Genomic DNA, 12,844 nt, shown 5'->3' on the forward strand with positions numbered 1-12,844 from the left:
AAGAATGATTTTGACCAATACATTAAATCCATCTATCGATATCAGCTATCAAGTTGAAAGTCTTGAAATTGGGGCGGTGCATAGACCAACGTAAATGATTAAAAATGCTGGCGGTAAAGGTATAAATGTAACGAAAGTTCTAGATGATTTAGGTGCAGACGTGATAGCTACAGGTTATTTAGGTGGAACGAATGGACAGTGGATTCAAACACAACTCGAACAAAGAAATATTCAGCTTCAATTCATAGATATAGAAGATAATACAAGACAGTGTATTGCCATTAACGATGGTGAACATCAAACGGAAATTCTTGAAGGTGGACCTGAAGTATCAGAAGCATCGCAAGCGTTGTATCTTAAACAATTGGAGGATATTGCGCATCAGTACAAAGTTGTAACCATCAGTGGAAGCACACCTAAGTTAATGAATCAGTCAAAGACTGCATATATGATTAAAATTTTAAATACATTAACGAATAGTTACAACATTGTCGATATAGATGGACAATCGTTAAAAGGAATTTTAGGACAGAATGCTCATATTTATGCGATAAAGCCTAACCAATCAGAATTTGAAGACTTAGTTAATCAGAAGGGGTTAAGTCACCAAGACATTATCAAGATTCTTAAAACAAATCAGTTGTTTAAAGATGTGGACGTATTTGTAACGCTTGGTTCTGAAGGTGCGATTATTAAATTGAAAGAGACGATTTACAAAGCAACTTTACCAAACATAAATGCGGTTAATCCTGTAGGTTCAGGAGATGCTACTGTAGCAGGTATCGCTTATAGTATGAAGCATGATTTAGATCCTGTAACGACAATTCAAACAGCTTTAGCGTGTGGTACATCAAATGCGATGAAGGCTGCAACGGGAAAAATCATTCAACAAGAAGTGGATGATTTAATCAAAAAAGTGGGAGTGGAGAAATTAGGATGACAAATAAAGATATTAATAAACTCGTCGATGACAAAGGGATATTCGCTGCAATTGCTGTTGACCAAAGAGGGGCACTCAAAAGATTACTAGGTGAACAAGGAACGGATGACAACGTTGCATTATTTAAAAAGCTTGTATCTGAAACACTTTCGCCAAGTGGTTCTAGTATTCTATTAGACCCTGAATATGGTAAAGATGGCATACAAGCTAAGGCTAAAGATGCTGGATTAATTTTAGCTTATGAACAAACTGGATACGATAAATCAGTAGTCGGTAGAATACCAAGATTAGTTGAAGGTATGTCTGTTAAACAATTAAAAGAGATGGGTGCTGACGGTATTAAATTACTCATCTATTATGACGTCGATGAGCCGGATGATATTAATGATGTAAAGAAAGATTTAGTGCAACAAGTTGGACAAGAAACGGTCGAAGAGAATATTCCATTCCTATTAGAAATCTTAACTTATGATGATCAAATAGGTGATGAAAAAGGTCGATCGTATGCTCAAGTTAGACCACATAAAGTGATAGAGGCGATGAAAGCTTTTAATGATGAAAAGTATAACGTCGATGTACTTAAAGTTGAAACACCCGTTAATATGAACTATGTCGAAAGTTTTGCAGAAGACTATGTCTTTAGTAAAGATGAAGCGGCATCATATTTTAAAGAACAAGACAGCGCAACTTCAATACCTTACATATATTTAAGTGGGGGATTAACTTCACAACAATTTAAAGATACACTTGTCTTCGCACATGAAAATGGTGCGCATTTCAATGGTGTATTGTGTGGACGTGCAACATGGCAAGGTGAAACTGTTGTACTCAAAGAACAAGGTCAAGAAGCTGCTAAAGAATGGTTGAACAGTGAAGGCATTCATAATTTAAAAACGCTCAATGACATCATACAGAAGACAGCAACTCCAATAAGATAAACAAAGAACAGGTGGTGTAAAGATGCATAAATTTGAAATTAACACTGATTTCTTATTAGACGATAAACCTATTCAAATACTGTCTGGTGCCATTCATTATTTTAGAGTTCCTAAAGATGACTGGTATCATTCGTTATACAATTTGAAAGCACTCGGTTTTAATACAGTTGAAACCTATATTCCGTGGAATTATCACGAACCTCGGGAAGAACATTTTGAATTTGGTGGCGAAAAAGATATTCAACACTTTATTCAATTGGTTGAAGAATTAGGTCTGTATGTGATTATAAGGCCATCTCCATTTATATGTGCTGAATGGGAATTTGGTGGTTTACCTTCATGGTTGCTCAATTACAAAGACATGAGAATCCGTTCGTCAGACCAACGATTTATCGATAAAGTAGACCGATATTATACACAATTATTTAAAATTTTAAAGCCGTTACAAATTGATCATAATGGACCGATTATCATGATGCAGATTGAAAATGAATATGGCTCATTCGGTGAAGATAAATCATATTTAAATATGATTAAAGATTTAATGATTAAACATGGTACAACAGTGCCGCTATTTACTTCTGATGGTGGATGGGCACAAACGTTGAGAGCGGGCAGTATGGCTGAAGATAATATTTTACCAACCGCTAACTTTGGATCTAAGACGGATTTAAACTTTCAAAATTTAAAATCATTCCATGAAGAATTTCAGAAAAAATGGCCACTCATGTGTATGGAATTTTGGGATGGTTGGTTTAATAGATGGGGCGATGACATTATTAAACGAGAAAGTGATGATTTAGTTGCCGAAGTAAGAACTTGCGTTCAACAAGGACATATCAATTTATACATGTTTCATGGTGGTACGAATTATGGATTTTGGAACGGTTGTTCAGCTAGAGGTACGGTAGATTTACCTCAAATTACTTCTTATGACTATGATGCACCACTTAATGAAATGGGCAATCCGACTCAAAAGTATTATGATTTGCAGAAAATGCTTAAAGAAGAAATACCACATATCGAGCAATCAGAACCTTTAATAAAAGATTTTATTGAATTGGATCACATTCAACTACAAGATAAAGTCAGTTTGTTTAATGTTCTAGATGAAATATCGTATAAGACGACTGCTAAATATCCAGAGACGATGGAAGAAGCGGGTGATGGACTTGGTTACATGCTTTATCGTACGAAAATACACAAAGATTCACCAGTTGAAAAATTTAGAATTGTTGATGCACGAGATAGAGTAAAGATGTATATCGATGGTGAACATGTTTATACGGCATATCAACAAGAAATCGGGGATGCTTTTGAAGTTGATTTACATTCAGAAGAACCTCAAATCGATATACTCGTTGAAAATATGGGGCGTGTAAATTATGGATATAAATTGCTTGCGAGTACACAAAGAAAAGGGTTAGGACAAGGTTTAATGCAAGATTTGCACTTTGTTCAAGACTATGAACAATTCCATATTCAATTACAGCAACTAAAAAAAGAGCATTTTGAAAAGGAATGATTAAAAATACTCCTGCATTTTACAGGTATGTGTTTACGTTAAATGAAGCAAACAATACGCATATTGATGTAAGCGCTTTCTCGAAGGGCGTGGTATTAGTGAATGGCGTGAACATAGGTAGATATTGGAATGTTGGACCAACAGCATCCTTATATATATCAAAAGCACTGCTTCATGAAGGGGAAAACGAAATTATTATTTTTGATACTGAGGGGACATATAACCAAGAAATTAATTTGGTGAAAGAACCAAAATTTATTCAAAAAAAAGGGAGAGATTTAAATGACAATTATAGCGAATAGAATTGATGGTAGGCTGATTCACGGGCAAGTAGCAAATTTGTGGACGACAAAACTAGATATTACAAGACTTATGGTTATTGATGATGTTGTCGCAGAAAGTACAGTAGATAAAAGTGGACTTAAATTAGCAACGCCAGCTGGTGTTAAATTAAGTGTATTACCTGTTAAAAAGGCAGCAGATAACATACTAAATGGTAAATATGACTCTCAAAGATTAATGGTGATTGCCAAAGGACCTGATCAATTTTTAGAACTTGTAAACTACGGTGTAAAAATTGATGAGTTAAATGTTGGTAATATGTCTCAAACGAATGAAACAAGATCAATTAAACGTTCGATTAATGTTACGGATAAAGATATTGAAACATTTAAAGAACTTAATAACAAAGGTATTCGAATTATTTCGCAAATGGTTCCAAATGATAATAGTGAAGATTTCATGTCATTGATTAAATAATATTTAAACAAAAAGGGGTTTTTAATTATGGAAATATTATGGTGGCAAGTACTGCTTTTAACATTATATGCGGGTTATCAAATATGGGATGAGCTTCATCTTTATTCTTCAATAAGCCAACCCGTATTCGCAGGTTTAATTGCAGGGGTAATAATGGGAGATGTAACAACTGGTTTAATTATCGGTGGTAGCATGCAGTTAACAATTTTAGGGGTTGGTACATTCGGAGGTGCATCTAGAATTGATGCCAACTCAGGTACAATTTTAGCGGTAGCTTTCTCAGTTGCATTAGGTATGCAACCGACGCAAGCAATTGCTACATTAGCCGTACCTGTTGCGAGTTTGATGATTCAAACAGATATTCTAGCTCGATTTACAAATACATTCTTTGCACATCGTATAGACGCTAAAATCGAACAAATGGATTATAAAGGAATTGAACGTTATTATATTGCAGGTATTATTCCATGGGCATTATCAAGAATGATTCCAGTATTCTTAGCATTAGCTTTTGGTGGTTCTGTCGTTAAAACAGTTGTGAATTACTTGAACGCTGACATGAAGTGGCTTGGAGATGGATTAACAACTGCAGGAGCTGTACTACCAGCAGTCGGTTTTGCAATCTTATTAAGATACTTACCTATTAAGAAACATTATATGTATTTCATTTTAGGATTTGTATTAACAGCGTTATTAGCTACAGTATTTGATGGTATGAGTGGTTTAGGTACAGCTGTATCAGGACTTGATAAGAAATTTGATGCGGTATTCAATCCTCTACCTATGTTAGCCATTGCGTTAATCGGTTTTTCATTTGCTGCAATGGAATACAAACGTACTTCTTTAGCAAAACCAGTACAATCTGGAGAAATGAATACTTCTAATTCTCAAAATGATGATGAAGGGGAGATTGAAGATGACGAACTATAATCAAAATGTTGATCCTAAAGAACAAAATGTCACAACAGAAGGTCAGTATAAATTAACTAAAAAAGATTTTAGACAAATTAATAGAAGAAGTTTATTAGGCTTCCAAGCCGGATGGAACTATGAACGTATGCAAGGATCTGGCTATTTATATATTATGCTTCCACAATTACGTAAAATTTATGGTGACGATACACCAGAACTAAAAGAAATGATGCATACACATGCTCAATTCTTCAATACGAGTAACTTTTTCAATACAATTGTGACGAGTATTGATGTCGCGATGGAAGAACAAGAACAAATTAAATCTAAAGAATCTGTAAGTGGTATGAAAGTAGGTTTAATGGGACCATTCGCCGCAGTAGGTGATTCTATATTCGGTTCATTAATTCCAACAATATTTGGGGCGTTAGCTGCCAATATGGCGATTAACGGAAATCCTTTTGGTGCTTTTATATGGTTAGCAGCACAAATTGCTGTTATGGTCTTCAGATGGAAACAATTAGAATTTGCATACAAAGAGGGTATATCATTAGTAACAACGATGCAACATAAGCTCGAATCCTTAACAAATGCCGCTACATTACTCGGGGTATTTATGGTCGGAGCACTCGTCGCCACGATGGTTAAAGTTCAATTTGCTTGGGAACCAAAAATTGGTGATTTAACGGTTAATATTCAAAATAATGTCGATATGATCTTACCAAAATTATTACCACTAGCAATTGTATTAGGTGTTTATTGGTTATTAGGCAAAAAACATATGAATTCAACACGTGCAATCTTTATCGTTATCATTGTAACGGTTATATTATCTGCATTAGGCGTATTAGCAAAAATTTAATCAATAGGAGTTTTCACGATGGGAAAATTAATTTTAGCAAGTCATGGTTCAATGTGTGAAGGTTTAAAAGAAAGTGTCGAAATGATATTAGGACCACAAGATAATATTGAAACTGTTGCACTTTTGCTAGATGAAGGACAAGAAGAATTTGAAAAGAAATTTCTAGCAGCAATCAATGATTAAGAAGTAACTGTATTTACAGATTTACTAGGCGGTACACCAGCCAATGTCATTTCTAAAACTTTAATGACTGGAAAAAAGTTTGATTTATATGCCGGAATGAATTTACCTATGGTTATAGCATATTTAAATGGTGAAATGCTCAATCAAGAAGCGGACATCATTAATGAAACACAAAAAAGTATCGTAAAAGTAAATGATTTACTACAAGACTTAGACGAAGATGATGAATAACGATTAAAATTAGTCAATAAATGCTGCTATCCTTTATAATAAAGTAAAGATAAAAATGAGGGATGCATAATGAAAAATGAAAAAATATATGACATGCCAGTATCAAGTGTTTATCCACATTACGTCACAAAAGCTGAGAAAAAAGTAAAACAAAAGCAGACGTAGATGAAATCATCATTTGGTTAACAGGTTATAGTCAAGAATCATTAGAACAGCAATTAGAGTATAAAACTGATTTTAGAACATTTTTTGAAGAAACACCAAATATGAATCCAAATCGTAAACTGATCAAAGGCGTCATATGTGGCATAAGAGTTGAAGAAATCGAAGAACCACTTATGCAAGAAATTAGATACTTAGACAAATTAATAGATGAGTTAGCGAGAGGAAAGAAAAAAGAAAACATATTTAGGTGAATATAAAGTAAAAGCATGGGGCAATCTCCCATGCTTTTTTTAATGATATGCTATCCAAAGTGTCCATTGATCTTTTTCTATTATCGGAGAATGGTCTACTACATATATAGGAAATTGTGCTACAAATGATTTTAATTCTTGATCTGATAATTCAAATAGAATACTACGACCTTTTCTTGATAAATAATCATGCTGTAAGGATTCTATCGTTGCATATGATTGTCTAATTTCATTAATTTTTAAAGTTTCAACATTATTAAATCCAACATCATATAATGCCTTTGTAACATCTGCTTCTGAATGTCTTCTCTTTGAATCAAAATCCCGAAGTCTTGGAAAGTGCTCATATAAATATCCGCGTAGATTGTTTGAAGAAGCGGGAATCGCTAAATCTTCAATAGTTCGATCTTGAATGACAAATATGCTGTTATCTTTTAGAATACGCTTTGTTTCTAAAAAAGCTTTTTGTAAATCTTGAATATGATGAATGAGTGCTCTTGAAAGTATAAAATTCTGTGACTGGTTGGCTAAGTGATTATTGAATATATCTCCAACTTCAAATTGTATATGACTATTATAAGATTGTTCTTTAGCTGATGAGATCATTACTTCAGATTGGTCTATACCTAAGACATGCTTGAATCCAAATTTACTTAATTGATTTGTGTAAATGCCGCCGCCACACCCGATGTCTAGTGCATTATTCTTATCAATATTAGATTGCTTGATGATGCTACTTATCAAAGTTACCCAATTATAATCAACCTTTCGTCCACTATACATATACTTATTATGCTTATCATGAAAAATATTATTCAAAATATCATCCCCTTTCCTTACACCATACACCTAAATGGATAGTTGTAATAATACACATAACTTATGAATAGCTATAACAAGGAGTTAATTTCAATATGATAAAATAAAATTAATATGAATACGGAGTGATGAGAATGGAGACTTGGGATTTATATGATGAAAATAGGCAGTTATTAAATGAAACGATGACAAGAGGAAATGTAGTACCTGCTAATCGATATCATCTTGTGATTCACGTCTGTATTATTAATAAACAAGGACAATTACTAATACAAAAAAGAAGAGATAACAAACAAGGATGGCCAGGTAAGTGGGATTTTTCAGCAGGAGGTAGCGCTGTTCAAGGTGATACAAATAGAGATGCAGCAGAACTAGAAACATATGAAGAACTAGGTATTAAATTAGACTTATCTAATCGAAGACCACATTTCACAATTAATTTTGACGACGGATATGATGATTTTTTCATAGTTCATCAAGAGATAAATATAGAAAAACTAAACTTTCCAACAGAAGAAGTACAAGAAGTAAAATGGGTTACAAAAGATGAATTATTAGAGATGATTAAAGAAGGTTTATTTATTCCGTATAGGAATAGTCTTATAGAATTTATATTTGAAATGAATATCGGTTTAGGATCAATACGTGAGTAAAGAAACAGTTTAACTGTTTCTTTTTTTTTGTGTAAATTTTATTATATAAATAAAATATTCAAAATAGTCAGACTCTATTTTGAAACATGTTTAAGTTTATGGCAATAAATTTTGGATATTTTATATTTGAACATGTTAAATCTTGATAAATATTGATAATAATATATATTTTGATGTATAAATCAAATCATATAAATACTATTAATTGGTTTAATTTATTTTATTTACTCCTTAAATGTAATTTTATAACAGTTGGAAAACCTTATATAAATATAGCTACATTGTATAATATTAGTTTTGGTGTCAAAAAATATGGTGCAAAATTAAAATTATATAGTAATATTAAGTTGTATTTAAATAATTTGAGAGGAGTAAAATATGAGAGAAAAGAGAAGATACTCGATACGCAAATTCACGGTAGGAGCAGGATCTGTTTTAATAGGTTTAACGCTGTACTCGGGATTAAATACAGTAGAAGCAAGCGAAAATAATTATGAAACATCTATCAAGATTTCGGATAATGCATCAGATGATTCTGATGATAGTGATCAGGACAGTGATGCAATACAGGAAAGTAGTTTGAATTCTGAACAACAACAATCTACTTTAAAATCAACTGAACAAGATTCGAAAGTCAATGTTACTAGTAATAATACGGGAAATGAATTAAATGAATCAGAAGTACAAGAACCAACTTCAGAACAAGAGAATAGTAATAGTTCTAATGTTGCAGAAGATTCATCTGAAGTAATAAATAATGAAGAAGTAACAAATGATCAAGGGGAAGCTACATATGACGGTCAACCGTCTCAAGAGCATCCAGTAAGTAATAATGAATCAAAAGATACAAATAATCAAAATTCAGGCGAAACAACGGTAGATCAAACTGAACAAGGGACTGAATCAGAAGAATCTTCAACTGATGATCAAAATGTAGAAGACAATACTAAAGATGACATTGATCAATCAAATAATGGACGTCCCCCAGAAAATAGTGAGAATGAAGAAAATGCTACAGAAGTAGACGGCAGTGAGAATGTGGAAGATACAACATCAGAAGATAAAGGTGAAATTACTGACGATGTTTCTGAAGCAGATGAAGACAGCGCATCAAACTCTGAGGAAACATCTGAAGATGATACAGCTACAAAAGATGATTTAGAAGATAATTCAGAGAAAAAAGACAGTGATAATGCTGAAGAACCAAGTAATGAAAAAGATACTACAAAAGATGACGTAGATGCAAATAAAGATACAGATAAAGATGTTGCATCTGATAATGAAATCAAAGAAGATGAGTCTGAAAAAAATACAGACGAAAAGGTAGAAACATCAAAAGATGAGTCTCTACCTAAAGGTATAACGAATAATACACAAACCGAAGCTTCAAATAAGAGAATGGTGAGTGTTAGTCCTTATGCAGCAATAAATATACTTGGTGGTTTGGACTTAGACGCATCCCACAATGATGGGAAGTTACAATTAAAATTAGAGGGAACACCACTTATAAATGTTGGTTTAGGTTCTAGTTATCCAACGTATCAGTTGCCCCCTCAATTTAGAGCATTAATGTCTAATCCTAATTTTAGAAATGCAGTGAGAATTGATTACGACTTGCCTCCTACATTATTGGTAGGACCAAGAAGAACAGGATCAATTACAGGTAACAATCTAAATATTGATCCAAATACAGGTATAATATATGGTCAAGCACCGAGATTAGCCTCATTATCTTTGGCTAGTAGAATTACGTATACTTTAACTTTAGATTTAAATGCACTAACAGCTGGTGGTATTTTACCAGAATCTGATCAACCAGGAAGACATGAATATAACTTTAGATCAGCAGTTGGATCAGGACTTATAAATGTTGATTTATTAGCAAGTAGTGGTGATTCTGATTCAATAATTATTGAAGATGACGCAGATGCAGATGCCGATGCTGACGCCGATGCGGATGCCGACGCTGACTCAGATGCTGACGCAGATGCCGATGCGGATGCTGACGCTGACTCAGATGCAGATAGCGATTCGGATGCAGATCGCGATTCAGATGCAGATAGTGACTCGGACGCAACTTCTAATGTCGATAATGACGCTGGCAGTGGTTATGATTCAGATGCAAATGATAACTTAGTTGATGTTAGTGACTTAGATGGAGATTCTGGTTTAGCTACAAACAATAATGAATATAGCCAAGATCTAAGAAATGTTAATTCGGCTAATAGTAATGTTTCTACTTCTGTTACAAGTACTGACTCAGAAAGTCAAGTTACTGATAGCGAGAAAAATGATGATAAATTACCGGATACGGGAGAAGAAAAATCTAACAATGGTACTTTATTTGCAACATTATTAGCAGGATTGGGATCAATTATCTTATTCAGTAGAAGAAGAAATAAAAAGAAAGAGTAATGATTGCTGATTCTTGATTGAGGCCAGGACAACTTAGTTTGTCCTGGCCTCAATTTTTATTACAATTGAATTTATAGTTACATATAATCTAAACCTATGATTGCTATTATCCATTAAAATTTAGGGGTGTTTATATAATGAAATACACAATAAAAGAAATTTCTAATATTCTTAATTCACCTATACTAGATCCTTCAGGTAAAGAAGAACAAATTATTACTAATTTTGAATATCAAGGTATACATATAAATAATACAGAAACAGCTTTCTTTTTAATTAGTTCAAATTCATGGTCAAAGTTTCTTGGAAGAGAAAGTAAATTAACAGATGGTAATAAACAAATTAATAAAAACATTAAAAATATCGGTCTTATCATAACCGAAGAATACATAGAAGGACTTAATTTCAAAATTCCTCAAATCATAGTTGAAGATAGTATTGAAGCACTACAAACATTGGCTGTAACAATTAGAGACAATTATAAGAATCCGATTGTAGCTATTACAGGATCAATGGGGAAAAGTTCTACAAGGCTTATGGTTGCGCAAGCTTTGAAAAATTATAAAGTATTAGAAAATAGAGGTAATAGTAATACGAGAAGTGTAGTTTTATTGCAAATGTGCAAATTAGCAAGTAATCCTGATTTTGCAATATTTGAAGTTTCGTTAAATGCTTTAAATAATAGAGGCAATTTTTCATTAATATTAAAACCAGATATAGCTATTGTAACGGGAATAGGTTCTGCGCATTTATCGACTATAAGTAGTGAGGTTGATATAGCAAACTTTAAAAGTAGAATTTTTTATGGTTTGAAAGATTCAGGTATAGCAATCATTAATCAAGGTACAATGCATTCAGATATTTTAATAGAAAATGCACAGAAAGCAACAGATAATATCATGACTTATGATCTGGAGCAGAAAAAAGGTACTATAGAAATTTTAGAATACTCAATTAAGAAAGGTTACGCAGATATTAATTTAAAAGTTAAAGAAGAGAACATTAATTTTGAATTATCATCTTTAAGTATAGGAATGATTGAAAATTCATTAGCTGTGGTCCTGTGCCTAATGAATTTAAAAGTAGATTTAGCAAGTTGTTTAAACCATTTAAAGGAATTTAAATCATTCAAAAGAGTACTCGAAATAAAAGAAGTAGAATCGCGAAATAATACCATTACTTTGATTGATGATACACATAATGCGTCTTTACCAGCAATGATTAATGCAATTGAAGCATTTAACAGTCAATGTAAGTATTTCTCAGGTAATAAAATTATAGCTATTGGTAAAATAAGTGACTTAGGTGCTCAATCAAAAGAAATTCATAAAAAGTTAATTACATATATCGAAGAGTCAAAAGCAGATTATGTATTATGTTTAGACGATGAAACGAGAGTAATTGTAAATAATACAAAGAATAAAAATATAACATGGTATAACGATCCTGATTTATTGTTGAAAGATTTATTATACATGGCTAACAAAGATTCATTGATTTTACTAAAATCATCAGTTACTGATACTCAGTTTCCTAAAATTGCTCAAAAGTTACCTATAGAACTTAAAAAATTTAATGCAGATTTGTCAGAGAATGATTATCCTACAGGTAAAAAGTTCAATCAATACGCATATCTAAAAATTTCAAATGAAACTGATCAAATAATTGAAACATACAATGCTGAAAATTCTTCAACAATAAGTGGAATTGCGCCAGTACTTTATTACATTTATGCAAAAGGTAAAAATATTGAGAATAAAAATGTACAATTAAAAAAATGGCCAACTAATAAAGGGCGTTACATAGAAGGTGCTTCATTTTCAGTGAATGATGTTATTAATGCGATGTCGGATTCTCCTCATCCTTCACTCATTTATCAATTATCAGATTTATTATTTGATAAAGAAAAGGATAGATTAAAGGTTATAAATGAGTTTGTTCATAATTATAAATTGTCAAAATCTGCAGTCGTTAATTTAACAGGTAGGTATAGAAAAAAAGAAAGACAATGCTTCACTATTTATGATTTATACAACTTATATATTAAACATAAAAATATTTTATTAAGTAACAATCATAAATTTGTTTTCGGAGATCAATACAAACATGGAATTATTAATAAAGGTGATTATACGTTAATTTATACTTCAGATACCAATGATAAATAATATGAAAATATTTAAAGGTTATT

Annotated in this window: 11 protein-coding genes and 3 pseudogenes; 13 read left to right on the top strand and 1 reads right to left on the bottom strand. The window is 32.3% G+C overall.

Annotated features, from left to right (window positions below; genetic code table 11):
• The first annotated feature begins 94 nt into the window (after positions 1 to 94).
• From MUA60_RS01475 to MUA60_RS01515, 10 genes and pseudogenes are all read left to right on the top strand, one after another.
• Positions 95 to 940 (top strand): 1-phosphofructokinase family hexose kinase, encoded by an 846-nt coding sequence (locus MUA60_RS01475; protein WP_262649295.1) that lies wholly within the window; start codon positions 95 to 97, stop codon positions 938 to 940.
• A complete protein-coding gene (locus tag MUA60_RS01480; protein ID WP_262649296.1) occupies positions 937 to 1,878 on the top strand; it encodes a tagatose 1,6-diphosphate aldolase in 942 nt (313 codons plus the stop codon). Before MUA60_RS01475 ends, MUA60_RS01480 begins: the two co-directional genes overlap by 4 nt.
• A gap of 22 nt (positions 1,879 to 1,900) precedes the next feature.
• Positions 1,901 to 3,705: pseudogene (locus MUA60_RS01485) on the top strand (glycoside hydrolase family 35 protein).
• Positions 3,686 to 4,162: a PTS sugar transporter subunit IIB gene (locus MUA60_RS01490; RefSeq protein ID WP_025906948.1), complete on the top strand. Its 477-nt coding sequence runs from the start codon at positions 3,686 to 3,688 to the stop codon at positions 4,160 to 4,162. Before MUA60_RS01485 ends, MUA60_RS01490 begins: the two are co-directional and overlap by 20 nt.
• Positions 4,163 to 4,189: 27 nt before the next feature.
• Entirely contained in the window at positions 4,190 to 5,092 is a 903-nt protein-coding gene (locus tag MUA60_RS01495) for a PTS mannose/fructose/sorbose/N-acetylgalactosamine transporter subunit IIC (protein WP_262649297.1), read from the top strand.
• Positions 5,079 to 5,936 (top strand): PTS system mannose/fructose/sorbose family transporter subunit IID, encoded by an 858-nt coding sequence (locus tag MUA60_RS01500; RefSeq protein ID WP_262649298.1) that lies wholly within the window; start codon positions 5,079 to 5,081, stop codon positions 5,934 to 5,936. Before MUA60_RS01495 ends, MUA60_RS01500 begins: the two co-directional genes overlap by 14 nt.
• An 81-nt stretch (positions 5,937 to 6,017) precedes the next feature.
• Positions 6,018 to 6,224: pseudogene (locus MUA60_RS15490) on the top strand (PTS sugar transporter subunit IIA); the annotation flags it as partial.
• A gap of 3 nt (positions 6,225 to 6,227) precedes the next feature.
• On the top strand, positions 6,228 to 6,350 hold the full coding sequence (locus MUA60_RS15495) for a hypothetical protein (protein WP_394812748.1): 123 nt from the start codon (positions 6,228 to 6,230) through the stop codon (positions 6,348 to 6,350).
• 69 nt (positions 6,351 to 6,419) lie between these two features.
• Positions 6,420 to 6,515 carry a DUF2200 domain-containing protein gene (locus MUA60_RS01510; protein ID WP_262649299.1) on the top strand — a complete coding sequence of 32 codons (96 nt, stop codon included), beginning with the start codon at positions 6,420 to 6,422 and terminating at the stop codon, positions 6,513 to 6,515.
• Positions 6,492 to 6,766 (top strand): annotated as a pseudogene (locus MUA60_RS01515) (DUF2200 family protein); the annotation flags it as partial. The gene MUA60_RS01510 and the pseudogene MUA60_RS01515, both read left to right, overlap by 24 nt.
• 39 nt (positions 6,767 to 6,805) lie before the next feature.
• Here MUA60_RS01515 and MUA60_RS01520 read toward each other — a convergent pair.
• Positions 6,806 to 7,585, bottom strand: a complete 780-nt coding sequence (locus tag MUA60_RS01520) for a class I SAM-dependent methyltransferase (protein WP_262649300.1) — start codon at positions 7,583 to 7,585, stop codon at positions 6,806 to 6,808.
• A 134-nt stretch (positions 7,586 to 7,719) separates the two neighbouring features.
• Here MUA60_RS01520 and MUA60_RS01525 point away from each other — a divergent pair, with 134 nt between their 5' ends.
• From MUA60_RS01525 to MUA60_RS01535, 3 genes are all read left to right on the top strand, one after another.
• Positions 7,720 to 8,238: an NUDIX hydrolase gene (locus tag MUA60_RS01525; protein WP_262649301.1), complete on the top strand. Its 519-nt coding sequence runs from the start codon at positions 7,720 to 7,722 to the stop codon at positions 8,236 to 8,238.
• 378 nt (positions 8,239 to 8,616) lie between these two features.
• On the top strand, positions 8,617 to 10,653 hold the full coding sequence (locus MUA60_RS01530) for a YSIRK-type signal peptide-containing protein (RefSeq protein WP_262649304.1): 2,037 nt from the start codon (positions 8,617 to 8,619) through the stop codon (positions 10,651 to 10,653).
• 137 nt (positions 10,654 to 10,790) lie between these two features.
• Positions 10,791 to 12,821, top strand: a complete 2,031-nt coding sequence (locus MUA60_RS01535; RefSeq protein WP_262649305.1) for a Mur ligase family protein — start codon at positions 10,791 to 10,793, stop codon at positions 12,819 to 12,821.
• Positions 12,822 to 12,844: the final 23 nt, after the last annotated feature.

The sequence above is a fragment of the Mammaliicoccus sciuri genome (assembly GCF_025561425.1).
GTDB lineage: Bacteria > Bacillota > Bacilli > Staphylococcales > Staphylococcaceae > Mammaliicoccus > Mammaliicoccus sciuri_A.